This window comes from Streptomyces sp. 2114.4 (assembly GCF_900187385.1).
Taxonomy (GTDB): Bacteria; Actinomycetota; Actinomycetes; order Streptomycetales; family Streptomycetaceae; genus Streptomyces; species Streptomyces mooreae.
In genome coordinates this window covers 3,249,304-3,271,508 of sequence record NZ_FYEY01000001.1, presented here as the reverse complement: position 1 = coordinate 3,271,508, position 22,205 = coordinate 3,249,304, and the positions used below count along the sequence as shown (strand labels likewise).

Here is a 22,205-nt window from a genome sequence, read left to right as displayed (position 1 = left end):
AGCGGGGTGCGGCGTGTCGTGCCGTTCGTGAGGGAGCGGGCGCGGCGTGTCGTGTCGTGCCGCCCGTGTGGGGAGTGGGGGCGGGTGCGGCGTGTCGGTCCGCCTCCGAGGAGTTGAGCGCGGCGGCGTGTCGTGCTGTGCCGTGCCGCGTGCGTGTGCCCGTGGCTATTCGGCGACCGCCTCCACGATCGAAGGGAAGGCCGGTGTGGGCAGCACTCGCGTCAGCCGGAAGCCGCCGGCCGACAGCAGGGTGGCGAACTCCTCCGTGGTCCGCTCCCGTCCGTCGACCACCGCCATCATCGCGACGTCCAGGGTCTTGCCGAAGTGCGGGGCGTTGCCCGGTGGCAGTACGGCATCGATGACCAGCAGCCGCCGGCCCGCCGCCATCGCCCGGCGGCAGGAGCGCAGGATGCGCAGGCAGGCGTCGTCCGGCCAGTCGTGCAGGACGTGCTTGAGGACGTAGACATCGCCGCCCTCCGGCACGGACGCGAAGAAATCGCCCTCCTGGGTGCGCCAGCGGCCCTTCAACTCGTCGCCCTCCAGGAGGTGGTGGGCCAGCGGCGGCGCCTGGTCGAAGAGCACGCCGGTCAGTTGCGGGTGGCGGCGCAGCGCGGCGCGCAGCAGCCCGCCGCGGCCACCGCCGACGTCCACGACCGTGCCCTCGGCGGGGAACGGGTACACGTCGGCCACCGCCGCGTCGACCGGGGCGGACACGGAGGACATGCCGTCGTCGAAGACCCGCCGGGTGGCCGGATCCGTCGTCAGATGTTCGAAGAGGGGCGCCCCGAAGAGCCGTTCGAAGGACGCGCCCTCGTGGCGTACGGCCTCCGGGAGGGCGGCCGAGGTCCGCAGGAACAGCTCGTCCGTCGCCATCATGACGGCCGGGTGCATCGAGTCGGGGACGTCGGTGCGCAAGGGGACGGCGGCGGGCGTCAGATGGTAGGCGCCCGCGGTGTCCTCCCGGAAGAAGCCGCGGGTGGCGAGATAGCGCAGGACGCGGTGCAGATGAGGGGCGTGGGTACCGGTGGCGGCGGCCAGCTGCTCGGGGGTGCGCGGGCCCGCGGCGAGGTGGTCGGCGAGGCGGTGGTGCGCCGCGGTGCGCAGGGCGGCGGAGAAGACATGGCCCATGGCCTGTTCCATCAGATGCGCCGCGAAGTCGCGGGGCTCGCCGGTCGGTGGGGTGGGGGAACTGGCCAACGTCGGCCTCCAGTCGTCGGCTTGGGCGTGCTGGTCCTGGCCACAGGAAGGTGATCCACGGTTGCAGTCACGGGCGCCGGTGTCACGATCGGCCGTGGCGGCACCCGCGAAGTCCGGCCAGGGAAGAGCGTCGTGCCCTTACGGGACGGATCCGGGACGGGTGGGGGCCGACGCCCGGGTGCGGGGCGGCGATCCATGGTCGAATGCGTGTATGAGCGACAGCGACACGACAGGCATGACCGGCCCGACCGATGACGCCGAGCACAGCGACGGCTCCGCCGCCGTCCTGGCCCCGCTCGACGACCGCCTCGCGGACCTCGTGGCCCTCTACGAAGACCTGCACCGCCACCCCGAACTCGGCTTCCAGGAGACCCGTACGGCCGCCGAGGCCGCCCGCCGGCTGACCGGCTGCGGCTATGACGTCACCACCGGCATCGCCGAAACCGGCGTCGTCGGCGTGTTGCGCAACGGCCCGGGGCCCGTGGTCCTGCTGCGCGCAGACATGGACGCGCTGCCCGTCACCGAGAACTCCGGCCTGGACTACGCCTCCACGGTCCCCGGCCGGATGCACGCCTGCGGGCACGACATCCATGTGACCTGTCTGCTGGGCGCCGCCGACCTGCTCGCGGCGGCCCGCGACCGCTGGTCCGGCACGCTGGTCGTGCTCTTCCAGCCCGCCGAGGAGGTCGGCAGCGGGGCCCGCGCCATGCTCGACGCCGGCCTCTACACCAAGGGCCTGGTCCCCACGCCCGATGTGGTGCTGGCCCAGCATGTCGCTCCCCTCGCCGCCGGGCTGATCGCCTACTGCCCCGGGCCCTGTATGGCCGCCGCCGACAGCCTGAAGATCACCTTCCACGGCACCGGCGGCCACGGCTCCCGGCCCGAGACCACCGTCGACCCGATCCTGATGGCGGCGGCCTTCGTGCAGCGGGTGCAGTCCGTGGTGGCCCGCGAGGTCGCGCCGGCGGACCGGGCGGTGGTCAGTGTCGGCTCCTTCCAGGCCGGGGACACCGCCAATGTCATCCCCGACCGGGCCGTCGTACGGCTCAGCGTGCGCACCTTCGACGAGACGGTGCGCACGGCCGTGCTGGCCGCCATCGACCGCATCGCGCGCGCCGAGGCAGCCGCCTCCGGCGCGGACCGGGAGCCCGAGACCGAGGTCCTGGACTCCTTCCCCGTCACCGTCAACGACGCCACGACCCTGCGTCAGGTCAATGAGCAGTTCACCGGACTCTTCGGCGAGCAGCGGGTGTTCGCCTACGAGCCGGCGGCCGGCAGCGAGGACGCCGGACTGCTGGCCACCGCCGCCGGGGCACCGCTCTACTACTGGTGGCTGGGCGGCTGGGACCCGGAGGAGTTCCAGACGGCCCTGGCCGCCGGGCGGCTGGCGCAGGACATCCCCTCCAACCACTCGCCGCACTTCGTCCCGGTGGTCCGGCCGACGCTCACCATGGGCGTCCAGGCGCTGACCACCGCGGCGCTCAACCAGCTGTCCCGCGCGGGCACGGACCCGGGCCCGGCGGAGGCGGCGGACCGGGCCGGCCGGGGCGGGGCGGCGATACGCGTTTGACCTTGTCCTTGGGGGAAGCCCCAGCATCGGCCGTACCGGGCGACGTGCCCGGTACGAGGAGGGCGGACGGGTGGACCGAGGGGCGGACCGGCGGGCGGACCGGGCGGACCGACGGGCGGCCGGAGGCGTGGGCGACGCGCCCTGCGGGGACGGTGAGCTGCTGACCATCGGGGCGTTCGCACGGGCCTGCCGGCTCTCACCGAAGGCGCTGCGGCTCTACGGCGAGCTCGGCCTGCTGACCCCGGACCGTGTCGACCCGCGGAGCGGCTACCGCCACTACGCCCCGGCCCAGCTGGAGCGGGCCCGGCTGGTGGCCTGGCTGCGCCGGCTCGGTATGCCGCTGGCCCGCATCCGCGAGGTGTGCGAACTGGCGCCGGACGCGGCAGCCGGAGCGGTCGCCGCGTACTGGGCGCAGGTCGAGGACGACACCGCCGCCCGCCGGGACCTGGCCGCCTTCCTCGTCGACCAGCTGTCCAGGAAGGACACCGTCATGACCGAACCGCTGACCCCTGTGACGATGCGCTGCGCCGCCCTGACCGATCAGGGACTGGTGCGCCCGGCCCAGCAGGACGCCGCCTACGCGGGACCGCGGCTGCTGGCGGTGGCCGACGGCTACGGCCCCCGTGGCGGCCCCGCCGCGACGGCCGCGATCGAGGCGCTCAAGGACCTGGAGCACCGGGACCTGGCCTCGGCCGATCTGCCGACCGTCCTGGAGGAGGCGGCGCATCGCGCACACCGCGCCGCCCCGCCGGCCGACGAGGCCTCCGGCAGCACCCTCACCGCGCTGCTGCGCAACGGCTCGCAGCTGGCGCTGCTGCACGTCGGGGACTCCCGCGCCTATGTCCTGCGCGACTCCGGCCTCTTCCGCATCACTCACGACCACAGCCTGGTCCAGTCGCTGGTCGACGAGGGCCGTCTCACCCCCGAGGAGGCCTTGTCGCACCCCCAGCGCGCGCTGCTGCTGCGGTCGCTGGAGGGCGGCACCGCGTTCGCCCCTGACCTGCAACTGCTGGAGGCCCGGCCCGGGGAGCGCTATCTGCTGTGCACCGACGGCCTGACCTCGGTGGTGCCGGCCGGCACGATCCAGGCCGTGCTGACCACGGCCGACGGCCCCGACCAGGCCGTACGGGACCTGATCCGACTCGCCCGCGAGGCGGGGGCGCCGGACAACGTGGGGTGCGTGGTGGGGGAGACCGTGGCGGCGTAGGGCAGAACGCGGCGCGGCGGCGGGCCTCATGGGGCGGCCGCCGCGTAGCCGCGCGCTACTGCCCCTAGGCCAGACCCTTGAGCATCCCCTTGAAGTAGAGCTGCGGAAGCCCGTAGCGCTTGAGGAACCACATGTCGGTGCGTTCCCGGGTGGTGTCGATGAAGGGGATCGAGGGGGTGGGCTGCAGGTCGTAGTCGAACTCGGCGAGCAGCATCTTGTGCCGGGCGGTGACCAGGGGGCAGGAGGTATAGCCGTCGTAGCGGGCGGTGGCGGGGCGCCCGCGCAGACCGGCGAGGAGGTTGGCGACGACGACCGGCGCCTGCTTGCGGATCGCGGCACCCGTTTTGGACGTCGGAAGGTTGGCGGCATCGCCGAGCACGAACACGTCGGGGAAGTCGGGGTGCTGGAGGGTTTCCCGGTCGGCCTTGACGTACCCGAACGGGGAGTCGGGGTCGGCCAGCGGGCCGTCGGCCAGCCACTCGGGGGCGCGCTGCGGCGGTACGGCGTGCAGCAGGTCGTAGCGGACGGTCTCGTCCTTGCCGGTGGTGTGGTCGGTGATCACTGCCTCGCGCGCCGCACCGTCGAGCCGGGTCATCTCGGAGCTCAGCCGCACCTCGATGCCGTACCGCCGGGCCGTCTCCGTCAGCGCCCGGGAGAAGACCGGCACCTTGAACATCGCAGGCTCCGGGAGCACCAGGATGGTGCGGATCGCGCCCAGCACGCCGCGCTTGCGCCAGTGGTCCGCCGCCAGATACGCGATCTTCTGCGGGGCGCCGCCGCACTTCACCGGCCCGGACGGCATGGTGAACACGGCCGTCCCGCTGCGCATCCGGCGGATCAGATCCCAGGTGAGCGGGGCGAGATCGGGCCGGTAGTTGCTGCTCACCCCGCCGTGGCCGAGGGCCGGGGCCAGGCCGGGCACACCGTCCCAGTCGAGCTGCAGGCCGGGGGCGAGCACCAGCTTCCCGTAGGAGAGGACCCGGCCGGAGGCCGTGGTGACCGTACGGGCGGCCGGGTCGACGGCGGTGGCGCGCTCCCGCAGCCAGCGCACGCCGGGCGGGATGACCTCCGCCTCGGTGCGCAGCGCGGCGCGCAGCGGGGCCTGGCCACCGCCGACCAGCGTCCACAGCGGCTGGTACCAGTGCGTCTCCGACGGCTCCAGCAGGGCGATGTCCCGGACGCCGGCACGGCGCAGCCGGGCGGCGACGGTGATGCCTGCGGTACCGCCGCCGACGATCAGGACTTGGTGGTGGGACGGGGTGGCGGGTGCGGGGGCCATGTGCTTCCTCCTGTGAGTGGGGAGTGACGAGTGGTGAGTGGGGTGCGTGGTGGGTGGTCGGCCTTGAGGCCGAGGGAATCAGGGCGACCAGAGGCGGGGCAGGGCGGTGACCGCCATGGAGACGGCGAGGACGGTGACGAGGCAGGCGAAGGCCGTGGTCAGGGTGTGCGCCCGCAGACGGGTGGTGAGGCGGTTGCCGAGGTGACTGCCGACCGCTGCACAGGCCGCGAAGCCCGCCAGCACCGGCCAGTCCAGTGCCCCGGTGCCGGCCCTGGTGCCCAGCGCCGTAAGGGAGTTGAGGAGTATGACGAGGAGAGAGGTGCCGATGGCGACCGGCATCTCCAGGCCCAGGACCAGGGTGAGCGCCGGTACGACGACAAAGCCGCCGCCGACCCCGAAGAAACCGGTGAGCAGCCCGACGGCGGAGGCGGTCACGGCGAACCGGAGGGGACGACGGGCGGGCCGGGAGGTGCCTGCGGGCCGGGGGCCGGCGGAATGAGGGCCGACGGGCTGGGGGCTCGTGGGAGGTGTGGCCGTGGGGCGGGTTCCCGCGGAGCCGGATCCCGTGGGGCCCGTGGGGTGGGAAGGACCGGCGGTCCGGCCTGCGGAGGGGTCCGTGGGGGCCGTACTCGGGGTGTCCCGTAAGGGCGAGAGCTCCGGGGCCTCCCGTAAGGGTGCGGGACCCGGGCTGTCCCGTAAGGGCGCGGGGCCCGGCGAGTGGCGAAGGGGCGCGGGCGGCTCCGGAGTATCACGTAAGGGCACGGCCTCCTCCTCCCTCGCATCTCCCGAGGAAACCGTCTCCGGGGACTCCCGTATGGGACGGGCACCGCCCGCCGCTCGCCACTCGCGCAGCCCCCGTGACACCAGCATCGCCGCCACCACGAGCAGCAGCCCCGCGAACGCCGCCATCAGCACCGCGGGGTCCAGCGCCGCGCTCCACCGGGAGCCGAGGTAGCTGCCGGCCGTACCCAGCGCCCCGAATGCCGTACCGGCCGCCCACCGGACCCGCCCGGCACGGGCATGGCAGACCAGCCCGGTCACCGAACCGACCATGACGACGATCAGCGCGCCCGCGGTCGCCTCGTGCGGCGACTGCCCCAGCAGATAGACCAGCGCGGGCACCGCCAGCACCGAACCGCCGCCGCCGAGCGAGCCCAGCAGCAGACCGATCAGCAGTCCGCACGGCAGCGCCGCGGCGGCTATGAGGACGGACACGAGGCACGCGGCGCGAGGGCGACGGCCGGATTCCGGTCGGACCACTCCGCGACGAAGGAGAACCGGTCGCCGCGGACCACCGTCTCGCGCCACTCCACGGGCCTCTCCCCGGCCCGCCCCAGCCGCTCGATGGTGAACGCCGCCTCCCGGTCGGCCAGCCCCAGCAGCCACGCCTGCCGGACGTCCGGCAGGAACGGCTGGATCCGCTCCCGGCCGCCGGTGACCTTCACTCCGCAGCGCCGCGTCAGCTCTCCGTAGAGCGAGGTGTGCCCGAAGTCGGCGTCCAGCAGCGGCTCGGCGACTTCGACGGGCAGATACGCGGTGTCGTGAGCGAGCGGTTCGCCGTCCGCGAGCCGCAGCCGTTCCAGGACGACCAGCGGCGCATCCGGAACCAGCCCCAGATGCCCGGCGACCGTCCCCTCCGCGGTCCGTTCCAGCCGCAACACCTCGCTGCGCTGCTCCACGCCCTGGCCCTCCAGCTCGCGGAAGAGGCTGTAGAGGGAGCCCAGCGGCTGCTGTATGCGGCGGGTGTCCAGCCGGCTGGTGCGGCCGCGCTCGGCGATCACCAGGCCGTCGGCGCGCAGCTTGCGCAGCGCCTCGCGGACCGTGTGCCGGCTGACCTCGTACTCGCCGGTCAGCCGGTGCTCGGCCGGGAACTCCGCACGGAATGCGCCGGCTTCCATCCGACGGCGCAGATCGGCGAAGAGCTGCGCCCACAGGGGCAGTGGCGAGCGCCGGTCCAGGGGACGCGGGCCGTGCGCGCCGTCCGGCGGCTCGGTCGTCATGGTGGGTTCCTCCGCGGGCGTACGGGTGGTGTGGGCAGTGCGGGTGGCGTGAGTGGTGCGGTTGTTGATGCCGGGGAGTCGGTACAGCCGTCCGGCGGGCAGGGTGTCGTGCGTCGCGCCCGGAGGCTGATGTGACGTCACCTCCGTCCGCACGTGGTGACGTCGGACGTGATACCTGCCACGTCGTCACGCAAGTTCGCCTGGTGCGCCGTCACATGGAGCGCCGGGAAGACGTCCTCGGCTTGTCGCCCGCCATCCGGCTCCCTAATGTACGTACATCCGTGCATCCGCACAACGCACCCTGCCCGGGCGGGCCCCAGCCGCCGCGCACGGGCCCGCGCACCCTGGAGGCCGACCGTGCACTTCGCGCAGTACTACCTCGACTGCCTCTCCCAGGCGTCGTATCTGATCGGCGACGAGAGCACCGGCCGCGCCGTCCTCGTCGACCCGCGCCGCGATATCGACGAGTACCTGCGCGATGCGGAAGCCGCCGGCCTGCGCATCGAACTCGTCATCGAGACGCACATTCACGCCGACTTCCTCTCCGGCCACCTCGAACTCGCACGGGCCACCGATGCCGCCATCGCCTTCGGGGAAGCCGCCGAAACCGGCTTCCCCATACGGCGGTTACGGGACGGCGAGCGCATCTCGCTCGGGGCGCACGACGACGAAGGGGTGACCCTCACTGTCCTCGCCACCCCCGGCCACACCCTTGAATCCATCTGCCTGGTCCTCCGCGAACACCCGGACGACGAGGTGCCGTTCGGCGTGCTCACCGGTGACACCCTCTTCGTCGGCGATGTCGGCCGGCCCGACCTGCTCTCCGCCGCCGGTCACTCCCCGCACGACATGGCCGCCCGTCTGCACCACTCCCTGCACACCAAACTCCTGACCCTCCCGGACGCGACCCGGGTCTTTCCCGCACACGGCGCGGGCTCGGCCTGCGGCCGCAGCCTCTCCACCGAGACCAGCTCCACGATCGGCGACCAGCGCCGCCTCAACTACGCCCTGCAGCCCATGCCGGAGGCCGACTTCGTCCGGCTGGTCACCGCGGGACAGCCCGCCACCCCCGGGTACTTCGCGCACGACGCGGCCCTCAACCGCGACGGCCACGCCCTCCTGGAGCCCGGCCCGCCGCCCGCCTTCACCCTCGACGAGGTGCTTGCGGCCCGCGACCGGCAGGGCGCCGCCCTCCTCGACTGCCGCCCGCGGGCCGCATACACCCGTGCGCACCTGGCCGGTTCGCTCCATACGAGCCTGGACACCCGGTTCGCCGAGTACGCCGGCAGCGTGGTCGCCCCGGGCACCCCCATCGTGCTGCTCGCCGACCCCGGTACGGAGCAGGAGGCCCGCCTCCGGCTCGCCCGCATCGGCTACGACCACGTCCTCGGCCATCTGCCCGACCCGGCCGCCGTACTGGAGCGCACGCCCGCCCTCGCCCGCCGCAGCCATCGCATCCGCCACGACGAGCTGCCCCAGCCGGCAGGCGAGTTGCCCGAGGAGCACGCGTCCGGCATCCAGTTGATCGATGTCCGTAATCCGGCCGAGTACGAGGCGGGTGCCCTCCCCGGTGCCCGCAACATCCCGCTGGCCGGCCTTTCCGCCCGCATCACCGAACTGGACCCGGCCCGCCCGGTCGTCCTGTACTGCCGCAGCGGCAACCGGTCGGTGATCGCGGCGGCACTGCTGGAGGCGCACGGGTTCGGGGACGTGTGCGATGTGGTGGGGGGATACGACGCGGTGGCCGCGGGCGTGGGGTGAGCCTGCCGGTGGGCCGGCGGAGGGATGGAGCGTGCCGGAACGGGGCAGCCTTACCCGGGGCAACGAGCGCGCACGTCCCCGTACCCGGCTCCTTGCACCGGCCCCGTTCTCTGTGCACGGCCCCGTGCAGCGGCCCGTGGAACGGCTCGTACAGCGGCTCGTACAACGGACGTTCAGTGAACGTTGATCGATGATCTACATCCTGGTCCGCATGTTGCGCCGTATGAGCTCAGAGCATGCAGACGACGCCCGGGAAGCGCAGGAACCGGAGGCGTCGCGAATCGCCCTCACCTGGAGCGGGGAGCCGGGACGCCATGAGGAGCTGACGCACGGCATGCTCCTCGACCAGGCCGAGCGGGCCGCGGCCGCGCTCACCCGGCTCGGCGTACGGGCCGGCGACCGGGTCGCGGTGCATCTGCCACTGGTGCCGGAGTCGGTGATCGCCACGCTCGCCTGCGGCCGACTGGATGCGATACGCACCACGCTGCCGGTTTCGTTGACGGTGCCCGAACTGGTCGCACGGACGCGTGAGTCCTCGGCCAGGGTGCTGATCACGGCCGATGCGGCGTTCTGGGACGGGGCCGTACGGCCGGTGAAGGCGGTCCTCGACCACGCGCTGGCCCGGGGCGCGGCCTCAGGGGGTGTGCCGGACCGCACCGTGCTGGTGGTGAACCGGTGCTCGCGGCCGGTCTCCTGGAAGCCGGGCCGCGACCTGTGGTGGCACGAGGCACTGGGCGCCGGCGCCGCCACCCGCTGACGGGACGGCCGCCCGGGGGAGCGGCGGTCCGCACCGGTTCAGGGGAGGCACTAGGAGGCCCGGCAGGGGCGCGGCCCACGCCCTGCCGGTACAGGGGACGGCGCGGCGCACGTCGGCACAGGAGCAGGCGCGGCCCACGCCGGTGACGTGGCGCGGCTTCACCCGCTGGGCCCATGGAACGGGCCATGTGCATGACGCGTGCCTAGCGTGGTCCGTGAACCGGCCCTCAGACGTCCCAGGTGCCCCACGTGTCCTACCTGCCCCGGCTCCGCCCCGAAGGCATCGCTCTTCTTCCGACCGGGCGCCGTCGTACCCCCCGACCGGAAAGGCCCCTCCCCATGGCCCGCCACGAGTACGACCACCCCCGCCATCCCCTGCCCGGCACCCACCGGAACCGGCTCCTCAGGCGCAGCCGCGCCTCCCAGGGCCCGCCGACCCGCCCCCGCGACGGCCACCGCCCGCATCCCATACCGACCCACGACCCGGGCCGGTAAGGCGCGAGGCGCTTGCCGCACCGGCCCGCGGGCCCCGGCCATCCCGCTGACCTGCGTGAGGGCCGGCAATGGCACGATGGCGCAATGGCGACACATTCCGCGGAATCCGCTGCGCAGTGCCCCGCAGGTTCCGAGCCCTGGGCGGGTGGGGAATCGCTGCACGAGGAGCTTCTTGCGGCGAAGACGACGGTGTATGACCCGTGCGGGTTCGTCTGCTCGCGGCCGGTGCCCGAAGCGGAGAGCGCGGAGTACGCGGCCCATGAATTCACTCTCGACGGCTCGGCCGTCAGGTTCCGGGTGGCCAAGACGACCCCGACCAAGGCCGGCCAGTTCGTCACGGTGTGGAAGCGGAGCCCCGGCGGGCCGATTCAGCCGTTCGACTCCGCGGACGCGGTCGAGCTCTTCGTCATCAGCAGCCGCCAGGACGGGCACTTCGGGCACTTCGTCTTTCCGCGGGATGTGCTCGCTGAACGGGGCATCGTCTCCCGCAGCGGCACGGGCGGAAAGCGTGCGTTCCGCATTTACCCGCCGTGGGTGGAGCCGGCCAGTCGCCAGGCCCGCAGCACACAGGCGTGGCAGCTGGACCACTTCCTGCCGATCGGTGCTGACGGCGCCCTTGACCAGACCCGTGCCCGGACGCTCCACCACCCCGGCCACCGCCCCTGAGCGACAGGGCTCCGATGGCCGGCGGGCGGGGACGCGGGCCCGTGCTGAGCGGTGACCGCTCCCCGCGCGCCCGTACCCTGAAGGGGTGAGCACCAGCCCCGAACCCGAGTCGGCCCCCATGCCCCAGGATGCGTCCCAGGACGTGCCCCGGGACGCGTCCCGAGAGGCGTCCGAGGCCGCCCAGGCCGCTGCGCCTTCGCCGGCAGTGCGCCCGGCCCCCAAGCCCGCCGCGGGGCTGATCTTCGACGACCCGCTGAACCAGCAGTCCTCGGACGACACCGACCGTGGCTGGGGCGAGCGCCCGGACCGCGGTGACAGCGCCGCCGACCTGGCCCGCTTCCTCGACGAAAAGCCGCCCCACCACCTCTGAGCGAGGCGAGGGGGCGGCGTGGGCCGGCCGCCGTTGGCGCCTGCTACTGCTGAGACTTTTGTGTGCCGATGATCCCCGTGCCGGAGGACGGCGCGGACGGTGAGCCGGTGCGCTGCGCGATCAGCGCATCGCGGATCTCGATGAGCAGCTGGATCTCGGTCGGGTCCGCGGGGATGCTCTCGTCCGCCTTCCTGGCCGCCTGGCGCTCCTTCCACTTGTTGATCGGAAGGATCATGAGGAAGTAGACGACCGCGGCGGTGATCAGGAACGTCAGGGCGGCGCTGAGCACCGAGCCCCAGAGGATGTAAATACCGTCGGTGAACGCGCCCGTCTTGGGATCCTTGGCGCAGGTCTCGGTCAGGCAGGACTGGTAGTGATCGAGGTTCTGCGAACCGAGCGCGCCCACGATCGGGTTGATGATGCCCTTGACCACGGCGTTCACGATGTTCGTGAAGGCAGCACCGACGACCACCGCGACCGCGAGTTCGATGACGTTGCCGCGCATCAGGAATTCCTTGAATCCCTGCAGGACGCCCTTGCTCTCGCTCACCTGACAGCCTCTTTCCACGCTCACTACGGATGGTGCACCAACAGACAGCACCGCAACTTACGGCAGGGCAGGGCGGAGGTGTCCAGTCCTGCCCCGTGCACCGGCGGTCGGCCGGAGCCCTGGTGCGCGTCCGGCGGAGGGCGTTGACCCTGCAGACGCCGTGGACGGATACCGCTGTGGTGATGCGGTGAGCGCGACCCCATTGGCGCGCGGCGGATGCCCCGCCATGCGGAGCAGTGTTGCGTGCGGGGAGTACGGATGCCACTTGATCTTGGGGCATGGTCACCGCCCTCCCGCGGCCGTGGCCGACGGGCAGCCGGAGACGGGCGCGGCTCGTACGGCACCGTACGAGGCTCCGCAGGCCAGTGCCGCGGCGGTCAGTGCCAGGCCGGCGGCCAGCATCCGCTGCCGCGCGCTCCCGCCCCATCGGCCTCGGCCGCCGCCCGCCCGTACGGGAGGGAAGTGCGGCACGTCACATGGCGGAGGAGGGGGGAGCGGCGGAGAGAGAAGGGCGGGGTCGGCCCGGGGAGGGGCAGGAGGAGGGGGGCACGGAGAGAGGGGAGAGGGAGGCCAGGGAGGAGCGGAAGGGATATGCGGCATCGTAGGCACCACCTGCGGTGAGGGGTCGGAGGGACCGGGCTCACCACCGTCCCGGAATCCGCTCCCGCCCGCTCCGGGCTGTGGATGACCCCGCCCCTGTGGACAACCCGGCCACCCGCAAGGGGGAGGCCGGGCAGTCCGCCGAAGCCGTGACGACAGGCAGATTCCAAGGCGTTACGGCAGGCAGGTTCGAGGGGCGTTACGGCAGTTCCGAGGCGGTTACGGCAGGCGGTTCCGAGGCCGTTACGGCAGGTCGATGCCCAGGTCCCAGCCGGTGTGGACCTCGGTGCACAGGCAGGCGCGGGCAGCGGTGTCCGGGAGGGCGGCGACCGCGTCGAACAGGACCTCCCGCAGCCGGCCCACGTTCTCGGCGAACACCCGGAAGACCTCCTCGTGGGAGACACCGTCGCCGGTCTCCGTGCCCGCGTCCAGGTCGGTGACCAGGGCCAAGGAGGTGTAGCACAGGCTCAGTTCGCGGGCCAGGACGGCTTCGGGGTGGCCGGTCATGCCGACCACCGACCAGCCCTGGGCGGCGTGCCAGCGCGATTCGGCGCGGGTCGAGAAGCGGGGGCCTTCGATCACGACCAGGGTGCCGCCGTCGACGGGCTCCCAGTCCCGGCCGCGGGCCGCCTTGAGGGAGGCCTGCCGCCCGGTGGGGCAGTACGGGTCGGCGAAGGTCAGGTGGACGACATTGGGGATCTGCCCGTCGGGAAGCGGCTCGCCGTCGAAGTAGGTCTGGGGACGGGCCTTGGTGCGGTCGACGAGCTGGTCAGGGATCAGGAGCGTGCCGGGGCCGTACTCGAGGCGCAGACCGCCGACCGCGCACGGGGCGAGGACCTGGCGCACACCGAGCGAGCGCAGGGCCCAGAGATTGGCGCGGTAGTTGATGCGGTGCGGCGGAAGGTGGTGGCCGCGGCCGTGCCGGGGGAGGAACGCGACCCGGCGGCCGGCGATCTCTCCCAGGAACAGCGAGTCGCTGGGGCGCCCGTAGGGGGTGTCCACCGTGACCTCGGTCACGTCGTCGAGGAAGGAGTAGAAACCCGATCCGCCGATTACGCCAATCTCCGCGTCAGCCATGCCGGTCACACTATCGGGGGACGGCCGCCAGGGTGGGCGGGTGCCGCAGACGCAAGAAATCCGTAAGCCGGGAGGGCGGCCGACGAAGGCAGCGCAAGCCGCAAGGCAGCGCAAGCCGCAAGGAAGAGCAACCGCAAGGAAGAGCCAGCCGCACGGCAGAGCAAGGCGCAAGGCGGCGCAAGCCGTCAGCCGGCGCGGGGCCTGAAGCAACGGGCCCCGCCGTCGGTGACGGCGGGGCCCGGAGAGCGGTGGGTCAGGCTGCGGAGCTGGCGCCCGAGGTGCTGCCGGACGACGACGCGGCGGCCGGGGCCTTGGACTTGCTGTCCGAGCCGCCGGACGAGGAGCCCGACGAAGAGCTCGACGAGGAGTCGGAGGAAGCCGAGGAGTCCGACGAGGACGCGCTGCCCGACGTGGAGGCGTTCTTCCCGGGGCTGCTGCTGGACGACGAGCCGCGGCTGTCGTTGCGGTAGAAGCCGGAGCCCTTGAAGACGATGCCGACCGCGGAGAACACCTTCTTGAGGCGTCCCTGGCAGCCGGGGCACTCGGTCAGCGAGTCGTCGGTGAACTTCTGCACCGCCTCGAGGCCCTCGCCGCACTCGGTGCACTGGTACTGGTACGTCGGCACTTGTCTTCCTCCTGGCACTCTCACTCGATGAGTGCTAACGACGCTCCATATTGCAGTATTCCCGCCCGTCAGTCCACCGTGGACCGCCGTACGGTGACCGACTCCACGTTCCGTCAGACGTCCGGAAGTGGCCGTCAGACGCGCGTCAGCTCCCGTTCCCGGTCGTCGGAAACGGCTGTGACCTGCGCGTTCGCACCGTCTGCCGGGGCGCCCGCCGCCTTGGCAGACGAGCGGGGCAGCAGATGGGCGCGGAGCGTCAGCAGCACCGCCAGGGCCAGTGCCGTACCGGCCAGCGGCACCAGGAATCCGGAGCTCGGCCCGAAGCCGTCCGCGAGCTGTCCCGCGGAGGTGGCCGCGGCCGCCTGGCCCAGGGCGACCGCCCCGGTCAGCCAGGTGAAGGCCTCGGTCCGGGCGGCGGCCGGCACCAGCGACTCGACCAGCGTGTAGCCGGTGATCAGGGCTGGTGCGATGCACAGGCCGACGACCAGGCCGACCGCGCCGAGCAGCGGCAGTGCGGTCACCGCCCACAACGGGGTGGTGGCCAGGGCCAGCAGCCCGTAGGCGACCAGTAGCCGGCGCCGCGGGCCGACCTTCCAGGTGATCGCGCCACAGGCGATACCGGCGAGCATGTTGCCGCCGGCGAAGATCCCGTAGAGCACGCCGTTGATGCCGGGCTGGCCGATGTGCTGGGTGAAGGCGGTCAGCGAGACCTGCATCCCGCCGAAGACGGCGCCGATGCCGAGGAACGCCACGATCAGGACGCGCACGCCGGGCACCGACAGCGCCGAGACGCGCGGCCGGTCGCCGGCCTGCGGACGGTGCACCGGCGGCTGGCTGCGCCGCTGGGAGGCGAACAGCAGCCCGCCGGCCAGCGTCAGCGCGGCCTCGGCGACCAGACCGGCCGCCGGGTGGATGCCGGTGCACAGCGCGGTCGCGAGCACCGGGCCGACGACGAAAGTGAACTCGTCGGTCACCGACTCGAAGGCGGCGGCGGTCGGCATCAGCGGGCTGCCGCCGAGCCGGGAGGCCCAGCGGGCCCGCACCATGGGGCCGACCTGCGGTGTCGAGGCGCCCGTGGGGACGGCCACCGCGATCAGCGCCCACAGGGGGGCGTGGGCGAGGGCGAGGGTGATCAGGGCGGCGACGCCGGCGACGTGCACCAGTACGCCGGGGATCAGCACCGCGCGCTGGCCGAAACGGTCGGCGAGCTTGCCGCTCTGCGGAGCGAACAGGGCCATGGACACACCGGTGGCGGCGGAGACCGCGCCTGCGGTGCCGTACGAGCCGGTGGTCGATTCGACGAGCAGCACGATGCCGATCGTCAGCATGGCGAAGGGCTGCCGGGCCAGAAAGCCGGGCAGCAGGAATGTCCATGCACCAGGGGTGCGGAGCAGTGGTCCGTATCCGGAACGGGAATCCTTGACCGCGGATGCCACGGCCGGGCCTTTCTGCCGCCTGGTAGCGCGCCACCCGCGAGGTCGTCACGGGTACGCGCCGAGAGCTGTCCTCTCGCGCAGGACCGAGTGATACCGCGTGGTCCGCACCGAGAGGGTGGCTGCGTGTGGCAGGAGGACCGCGGCCGCCGAGCGGTCGCGCCAGCTCTGCATCAGGCAGAGTTGGTTCGTCGATGTTGCCTTTTCATACTACAGGCCCTCGTACGGGAAGCCCTGGGATTGGCCTGGGCTTCAGGTAAATTTCCTTGGGATCCGTGGAGATCTGCAGCACATTTCCCGTACTCCGGGGCCCGCCTCCCGCGGGAGCCTCCCGGGGCCCGCCTCCCGCGGGAGCCTCCCGGGGCCCGCACCCCGGAAGCCCCCGCCCTGCGCCCGTCCGGACCTCAGCGGTGCGGGTGCCCCCGCCGCCCCGCGGGCCCGCCCGTCCCCAGCCAGCCGGCCAGCTTGCCGCCCTGCGAGACCGCCTGCAGCCGTCGCTCGGCCGCGTCGCGCACCGGATCGGTGGCGACCACCAGCAGTTCGTCGCCGCGCCGCAGCACCGTCGAGGGCGACGGCACGAAGCTGGAGCCGTCCCGGACGACGAGGGTGACCGCGGCGCCCGCGGGCATCCGCAGCTCACCGACCTCGACGCCGTGCATACGGGACGCCGGGCCGATGGAGGTGGACAGCAGATGGCCGCGCAGCCGTTCCAGGGGAGCGGACTCGATGCCCAGGTCGGCGGCCTCCTCGCCGTCGCCCAGCTGCAGCCGCCTGGCGAGCCAGGGCAGCGTCGGCCCCTGGATCAGCGTGTAGACGACGACCAGGACGAAGACGATGTTGAAGACCCGGTCGCTGCCGGGAACGTCCCGCACCATCGGGATCGTGGCCAGCACGATCGGCACCGCGCCGCGCAGTCCGGCCCACGACAGCAGGGTCTTCTCCGGCCAGGGCACCCGGAACGGCATCAGCGCCGTAAAGACGGACACCGGCCGGGCCACGAGCGTGAGGATCATGCCGATCAGCAGCGCGGGCACGACGTCGTCCAGCAGGTTGTGCGGGGTGACCAGCAGGCCGAGCAGTACGAACATCCCGATCTGGCCGATCCAGCCGAGGCCTTCGGCGAAGCCGCGGGTGGCCGGGGAGTGCGGCAGCTTGGCGTTGCCGAGGACCACCGCGGCCAGATAGACAGCGAGGAAGCCCGAGCCGTGCGCCAGCGCACCGGCCGCGTAGGCGGAGACCGCGATGGCCATGACCGCGATCGGGTAGAGGCCCGACGCGGGCAGTGCCACGTGCCGCAGGCCGTAGGCGCCGAGCCAGCCGATGGCCAGTCCGAGCGCGGCGCCGATCGCCAGTTCCAGGGCGATCTCGCCGAGCAGGAGGTACCAGTGTTCGACCGGCCCCGCGGTGGAGAATGCGACGACGAGGATGACCACGGGGGCGTCGTTGAGGCCGGATTCGGCTTCGAGCACCCCGGTCAGGCGGGCCGGCAGCGGCACGCTGCGCAGGACGGAGAAGACGGCCGCGGCATCCGTGGACGAGACCACGGCGCCGATCAGCAGCGCCTGCCGCCAGTCGAGCCCGGCCAGGTAGTGCGCACCGGCCGCGGTGACCCCCACGCTCACCGCGACGCCGACCGTCGACAGCGACACCGCCCGGGGCAGCGCCGGCTTGATCTCTTTCCACTTGGTGCCCAGACCGCCCTCGGCGAGGATCACGACCAGCGCGGTATAGCCGAGGAGTTGGGTCAGCTCGGCATTGTCGAAGACGACACCGCCCAGGCCGTCCTGGCCTATGGCGATGCCTATCCCCAGGTAGATGAGCAGGCTGGGCAGCCCGCTGCGCGAGGAGAGCCGTACCGCGGCAACCGCGATGAGCAGTACGAGCGAGCAGAACAGCAGGAGTTCGTTGAGGTGGTCGACAGACAGGAGCTGGTCCTTCCTCGCACGGGTTACCGGAGGGGTCTTTCCTTACCGTATCTAGTTACTGAGGCTAACAATTTACCATTACTTGAAGGTTGGAGGTGCTGGCGGTGACTCCGCGTAGGGGTAGCCGGACCCGTGCGCCTATGGTTGCTCCAGCACTCCCACCCTGCCCCTCGAAGGACCGAGATGCCCGCCAACAAGTCCGGCCCAGTCCCCAGGAAAAAGAAGGGGCGGCGCGGCCGCCTCGTCGCGATCACGGTCGTGCTGCTGCTCGTGGCGGGCATCGGCTTCGGCGCGTTCTGGGGGGTCAGTACCGTCCGCGCCTCCCTCCCGCAGACCACCGGCTCGCTCAAACTCCCGGGCCTGACCAACCCGGTGGATGTCGTCCGCGACGGCAACGGCATTCCGCAGATCTACGCCGACACCGACGAAGACCTCTTCCGCGCCCAGGGGTACGTCCAGGCCCAGGACCGCTTCTGGGAGATGGACGTACGGCGTCACATGACCTCCGGCCGGCTCTCGGAGATGTTCGGCAAGAGCGAGGTCAAGACCGACTCGTTCCTGCGCACCCTCGGCTGGCACGACGTGGCGCAGAAGGAGTACGACACCAAGCTGTCGCCCAGCACCAAGAAGTACCTCCAGTCCTACTCCGCCGGCGTCAACGCCTACCTCAAGGACCACGAGGGTTCGGCGGTGTCCCTGGAGTACGCGGCGCTGGACTTCCAGAACGACTACAAGCCCCAGAAGTGGACGCCGGTCGACTCGGTGGCCTGGCTCAAGGCGATGGCCTGGGATCTCCGCGGCAACATGCAGGAGGAGATCGACCGCTCCCTGATGACCAGCCGCTTCACCCCGGAGCAGATCTCCCAGCTCTACCCGGCATACCCGTACAAGCGGAACAAGCCGATCGTCGAGGGCGGCGCGGTCGACCCCGCCACCAAGAAGTTCTCGCCCAAGGCCTCGGCGAACGCCACCCCCGCCACCCCCGCCGGCGCGACCGCGGGCCTGCAGTCGCAGCTGTCCTCGCTGTCCAAGACCCTCGACAAGGTCCCGGCGCTGCTCGGCCCCAACGGCAACGGCATCGGCTCCAACTCCTGGGTCGTCTCCGGTGCGCACACCACCACCGGCAAACCGCTGCTCGCCAACGACCCGCACCTGGCACCGCAGATGCCCTCGCTCTGGTACCAGATGGGCCTGCACTGCCGTAACACCGGACCCAAGTGCAACTACGACGTCTCCGGCTTCACCTTCTCCGGTATGCCCGGCGTCGTCATCGGCCACAACCAGGACATCTCCTGGGGCATGACCAACCTCGGTGCCGACGTCACCGACCTCTACCTGGAGAAGGTCAACGCCGACGGCTACCTCTACGACAACAAGCAGCAGCCCTTCATAACCCGCAAGGAGACCATCAAGGTCGCCGACGGGGAGAGCCGCGAGATCACCGTCCGGTCCACCAGAAACGGGCCGATCGTCTCCGACCGCGACGGCGAACTGGCCAACGTCGGCAAGGACGCCCCGGTCGGCAACGCCGCACCGGACCGCGGCGACGGCTACGCCGTATCGCTGCGCTGGACCGCCCTGGACCCCGGCAAGTCCATGGACGCCGTCTTCGCGCTCGACCGCGCCAAGGACTGGAACGGCTTCCGCAAGGCCGCCGGCGACTTCGAGGCCCCCTCGCAGAACCTGATCTACGCCGACACCAAGGGCAACATCGGCTACCAGGCCCCGGGCCGGATCCCGGTCCGCGGCAAGGGCGACGGCCACTTCGACGGCACCCTCCCGGCGCCCGGCTGGGACCCGAGGTACCAGTGGAGCCGCTACATCCCGCAGAAGGCGCTCCCGTACGAGTACAACCCCCAGCGCGGCTACATCGTCACCGCCAACCAGGCCGTCACGGACGAGAAGTACCCCTACCTCCTCACCAAGGACTGGGGCTACGGCTCCCGCAGCCAGCGGATCAACGACCTGATCGAGTCGAAGATCAAGGACGGCGGCAAGGTCTCCACCGACGACATGCAGGCCTTCCAGAAGGACAACAGCAGCGAGATCGCCCGGCTGCTGACGCCGTACCTCACGAAGATCGACATCAAGGACAAGTACGTCCGCGACGCCCAGCAGCTGCTGGAGGGCTGGGACTTCACCCAGGAGCCCGATTCCGCCGCGGCCGCCTACTTCAACGCCGTCTGGCGCAACACCCTCAAGCTCGCCTTCGGCAACAAGATGCCCAAGGAGCTGCGCCCCGACGGCCAGTGCCTGACCGTCCGCCCGGCGGACGAGACCGGCCCCGCCGACGAGAACGACAAGTACATCCGCGAATGCGGCGAGCGGGACGGTGCCACCGCCCAGCCCGACGGCGGCGACCGCTGGTACGAGGTCGTCCGGGGCATCCTCGACGACCCGAACAACGCCTGGTGGAAGACCGAGGACCGGCCGGGCCGTCCCGGCGACAAGAACCGCGACCAGCTCCTGGCGCACGCCATGGCGGACGCGCGCTACGAACTCACCTCCAAGCTGGGCAAGAACATCGACAACTGGAGCTGGGGCCGGCTGCACCAGATGTTCCTGAAGAACCAGACCCTGGGCACCGACGGACCCGGCGTGCTGCAGGGCCTGTTCAATCGCGGGCCCTGGAACGTCGGCGGCGGTGAGGCCGCGGTCGACGCCACCGGCTGGAACGCCGCGAGCGGCTACAAGGTCACCTGGGTCCCGTCGATGCGGATGGTGGTCAACCTCGCCGACCTCGACAAGTCCCGTTGGATCAACCTCACCGGCGCCTCGGGGCACGCGTACGACGCCCACTACTACGACCAGACCGACAAGTGGGCCAAGGGCGATCTGCTGCCCTGGGCGTACAGCCAGGACGCCGTCAAGAAGGCGGGCAAGGACACGCTGACGCTGTCGCCGTAGGGGCGCTGCCCCTGGGGGCGGGCGGGCTGCCCGCCCCCCCTGGAGAGCGCTGCGCCGTCGGGCGGGCCGGAAGACGTCCGGCCCGCCCGGTGTCTTTGCGGCGCCCTTCCGGCGGCCCCGGCCCTGTCCGCCCGCCTCAGCCCTCCGTACGGCCCCCCGGCGCCGTGAAGCGGTGCACCGCCGACGGGGTCACCGCGGCATGCACATGCCGGTCGTGCGGTTCGGCGGGCACCTCGGCCAGCACCTCCGCGTCGTAGAGCAGCACCACCAGCGACGCCCGCGCACCGGCCCGCTCCAGCCGGGCCAGCACCCGGTCGTAGGAGCCGCCGCCGCGGCCCAGCCGCAGCCCGCCGCGGTCCACCGCGAGCCCCGGCAGCAGCACCACATCGGCCTGTGTGACGGCCTCGGGGCCCAGCCGGGCCCCGTCCGGTTCCAGCAGCCCCCGGCCGGCCCGGACGAGCCGTTCGGCGCCCTCGTAGAGCGCCCAGTCGAGATCGTTGTCCGGCAGCAGGACGGGCAGCAGCACCCGCACCCCGGCCGCCCGCAGCCGGTCCAGCAGGGCGCGGGTGGAGGGCTCGCCGCCTATCGAGACATAGGCGGCCACCGTGGGCGGGCCGCCGGGGCCGCCGTGGTTGCCCCGACCGCCGGGGCGCGCGCCGGCGGGCGCGGCCAACTCGTCCAGCTCCAGCGTCCGTCGGGCCAGCGCCTCGCCCGTCACGGCGACGACATCCTGCGGCAATGCTCTCCTCACCTCCAGGAGATGCCGCCGCAACCTGCGCTTTCTATCGTCGTCAACGCTCACTGTGTGCCCTTGCTCCCGCTCTCGTGCTCTATTCACCAGACCCTCATCATCGTTCCGATAGGGCCGGTTATGGTGGCGCGCATGACCCCATCGCACACACGGATCAGCAAGGCTGTCATCCCCGCAGCCGGCCTCGGCACCCGGTTTCTCCCCGCCACCAAGGCCACACCCAAGGAGATGCTTCCGGTCGTCGACAAGCCCGCCATCCAGTACGTGGTGGAGGAGGCGGCCGCCGCCGGACTCTCCGACGTGCTGATGGTGACCGGCCGCAACAAGCGCCCGCTCGAGGACCACTTCGACCGCAATTACGAGCTCGAAGAGGCCCTGCACCGCAAGGGCGACGAGTCCCGGCTCGCCAAGGTGCAGGAGTCCAGCGACCTGGCGACCATGCACTACGTACGGCAGGGCGACCCCAGGGGCCTGGGCCACGCGGTGCTGTGTGCCGCACCGCACGTGGGCGACCAGCCCTTCGCGGTCCTCCTCGGCGACGACCTGATCGACCCCCGCGACCCGCTGCTGGCGCGCATGGTCGAGATACAGGAGCAGTACGGCGGCTCCGTGATCGCCCTCATGGAGGTCGACCCGGCGCAGATCCACCTCTACGGCTGTGCCGCCGCCGCGCCCACCGGCGACGACGATGTCGTGGTCGTCTCCGACCTGGTCGAGAAGCCCGACCCGGCCGAGGCACCCAGCAACCTCGCGATCATCGGCCGTTACGTCCTCGACCCGGCCGTCTTCGAGGTGCTGCGCAAGACCGCCCCGGGCCGCGGTGGAGAGATCCAGCTCACCGACGCCCTCCAGGCGCTGGCCGCCGACCCCGCCCTGGGCGGCCCGGTGCACGGCGTGGTCTTCAAGGGCCGCCGCTATGACACCGGCGACCGCGGCGACTATCTGCGTGCCATTGTCCGACTGGCATGCGAACGTGAAGACCTGGGCCCGGACTTCCGGTCCTGGCTTCGCAGTTACGTCACCGAGGAGATGTGAA

The 22,205-nt window shown here is 72.1% G+C and carries 18 protein-coding genes; 8 read left to right on the top strand and 10 right to left on the bottom strand.

Annotation, left to right across the window (positions count from 1 at the left end; all coding sequences use genetic code 11):
• Positions 1-165 precede the first annotated feature (165 nt).
• Positions 166-1,197, bottom strand: coding sequence for a methyltransferase (locus tag CFW40_RS14110; protein WP_088798240.1), 1,032 nt, complete (start codon positions 1,195-1,197; stop codon positions 166-168).
• Positions 1,198-1,408: 211 nt separating this feature from the next.
• On the opposite strand from CFW40_RS14110, the gene CFW40_RS14105 reads away from it, so the two are divergent.
• Together CFW40_RS14105 and CFW40_RS14100 are read left to right on the top strand one after the other, a co-directional pair.
• Entirely contained in the window at positions 1,409-2,767 is a 1,359-nt protein-coding gene (locus tag CFW40_RS14105) for an amidohydrolase (protein WP_088798238.1), read from the top strand.
• 157 nt (positions 2,768-2,924) lie between these two features.
• Positions 2,925-3,974 (top strand): MerR family transcriptional regulator, encoded by a 1,050-nt coding sequence (locus CFW40_RS14100; protein WP_088802112.1) that lies wholly within the window; start codon positions 2,925-2,927, stop codon positions 3,972-3,974.
• Between the two features lie 64 nt (positions 3,975-4,038).
• Here the strand turns inward: CFW40_RS14100 and CFW40_RS14095 are convergent, their stop codons facing one another.
• The 3 genes from CFW40_RS14095 to CFW40_RS14085 all read right to left on the bottom strand — a co-directional run bounded on the left by CFW40_RS14095 (position 4,039) and on the right by CFW40_RS14085 (position 7,253).
• Entirely contained in the window at positions 4,039-5,253 is a 1,215-nt protein-coding gene (locus CFW40_RS14095) for an FAD/NAD(P)-binding oxidoreductase (RefSeq protein WP_088798237.1), read from the bottom strand.
• Positions 5,254-5,331: 78 nt separating this feature from the next.
• Positions 5,332-6,468, bottom strand: a complete 1,137-nt coding sequence (locus CFW40_RS14090) for a sulfite exporter TauE/SafE family protein (RefSeq protein WP_088798235.1) — start codon at positions 6,466-6,468, stop codon at positions 5,332-5,334.
• Positions 6,453-7,253 (bottom strand): GntR family transcriptional regulator, encoded by an 801-nt coding sequence (locus CFW40_RS14085; RefSeq protein ID WP_088802111.1) that lies wholly within the window; start codon positions 7,251-7,253, stop codon positions 6,453-6,455. The genes CFW40_RS14090 and CFW40_RS14085 overlap by 16 nt, the downstream gene beginning before the upstream one ends.
• Before the next feature lie 357 nt (positions 7,254-7,610).
• Here CFW40_RS14085 and CFW40_RS14080 point away from each other — a divergent pair, with 357 nt between their 5' ends.
• The 4 genes from CFW40_RS14080 to CFW40_RS14065 all read left to right on the top strand — a co-directional run bounded on the left by CFW40_RS14080 (position 7,611) and on the right by CFW40_RS14065 (position 11,301).
• Positions 7,611-9,014 carry an MBL fold metallo-hydrolase gene (locus CFW40_RS14080; protein ID WP_088798233.1) on the top strand — a complete coding sequence of 468 codons (1,404 nt, stop codon included), beginning with the start codon at positions 7,611-7,613 and terminating at the stop codon, positions 9,012-9,014.
• 223 nt (positions 9,015-9,237) lie between these two features.
• On the top strand, positions 9,238-9,771 hold the full coding sequence (locus tag CFW40_RS14075) for an AMP-binding protein (RefSeq protein WP_088802110.1): 534 nt from the start codon (positions 9,238-9,240) through the stop codon (positions 9,769-9,771).
• Between the two features lie 578 nt (positions 9,772-10,349).
• Entirely contained in the window at positions 10,350-10,931 is a 582-nt protein-coding gene (locus tag CFW40_RS14070; RefSeq protein ID WP_088798231.1) for a MepB family protein, read from the top strand.
• An 85-nt stretch (positions 10,932-11,016) separates the two neighbouring features.
• Positions 11,017-11,301, top strand: coding sequence for a hypothetical protein (locus tag CFW40_RS14065; protein WP_088798230.1), 285 nt, complete (start codon positions 11,017-11,019; stop codon positions 11,299-11,301).
• 43 nt (positions 11,302-11,344) lie between these two features.
• Here the strand turns inward: CFW40_RS14065 and mscL are convergent, their stop codons facing one another.
• The 5 genes from mscL to CFW40_RS14040 all read right to left on the bottom strand — a co-directional run bounded on the left by mscL (position 11,345) and on the right by CFW40_RS14040 (position 17,511).
• A complete protein-coding gene (gene mscL, locus CFW40_RS14060) occupies positions 11,345-11,851 on the bottom strand; it encodes a large conductance mechanosensitive channel protein MscL (protein ID WP_088798228.1) in 507 nt (168 codons plus the stop codon).
• Between the two features lie 843 nt (positions 11,852-12,694).
• Positions 12,695-13,528, bottom strand: a complete 834-nt coding sequence (locus CFW40_RS14055) for an S-methyl-5'-thioadenosine phosphorylase (protein ID WP_088798227.1) — start codon at positions 13,526-13,528, stop codon at positions 12,695-12,697.
• A 253-nt stretch (positions 13,529-13,781) separates the two neighbouring features.
• Complete coding sequence (locus tag CFW40_RS14050; protein WP_088798225.1) at positions 13,782-14,153, bottom strand: FmdB family zinc ribbon protein; 372 nt, start codon at positions 14,151-14,153, stop codon at positions 13,782-13,784.
• A 134-nt stretch (positions 14,154-14,287) separates the two neighbouring features.
• Positions 14,288-15,589 carry an MFS transporter gene (locus CFW40_RS14045; protein ID WP_088798223.1) on the bottom strand — a complete coding sequence of 434 codons (1,302 nt, stop codon included), beginning with the start codon at positions 15,587-15,589 and terminating at the stop codon, positions 14,288-14,290.
• Between the two features lie 401 nt (positions 15,590-15,990).
• The gene (locus CFW40_RS14040; RefSeq protein WP_088798221.1) at positions 15,991-17,511 is read right to left on the bottom strand and encodes a potassium/proton antiporter; all 1,521 of its coding nucleotides are present in this window, start codon (positions 17,509-17,511) and stop codon (positions 15,991-15,993) included.
• Positions 17,512-17,694: 183 nt separating this feature from the next.
• Between CFW40_RS14040 and CFW40_RS14035 the strand changes: the two genes are divergently transcribed.
• The gene (locus CFW40_RS14035) at positions 17,695-20,418 is read left to right on the top strand and encodes a penicillin acylase family protein (RefSeq protein WP_088798220.1); all 2,724 of its coding nucleotides are present in this window, start codon (positions 17,695-17,697) and stop codon (positions 20,416-20,418) included.
• A 136-nt stretch (positions 20,419-20,554) separates the two neighbouring features.
• Here the strand turns inward: CFW40_RS14035 and CFW40_RS14030 are convergent, their stop codons facing one another.
• The gene (locus CFW40_RS14030) at positions 20,555-21,190 is read right to left on the bottom strand and encodes a 5-formyltetrahydrofolate cyclo-ligase (RefSeq protein ID WP_088798218.1); all 636 of its coding nucleotides are present in this window, start codon (positions 21,188-21,190) and stop codon (positions 20,555-20,557) included.
• A gap of 111 nt (positions 21,191-21,301) precedes the next feature.
• Here CFW40_RS14030 and galU point away from each other — a divergent pair, with 111 nt between their 5' ends.
• Positions 21,302-22,204 carry a UTP--glucose-1-phosphate uridylyltransferase GalU gene (gene galU, locus CFW40_RS14025; RefSeq protein WP_088798216.1) on the top strand — a complete coding sequence of 301 codons (903 nt, stop codon included), beginning with the start codon at positions 21,302-21,304 and terminating at the stop codon, positions 22,202-22,204.
• The last annotated feature ends 1 nt before the right edge of the window (position 22,205 follow it).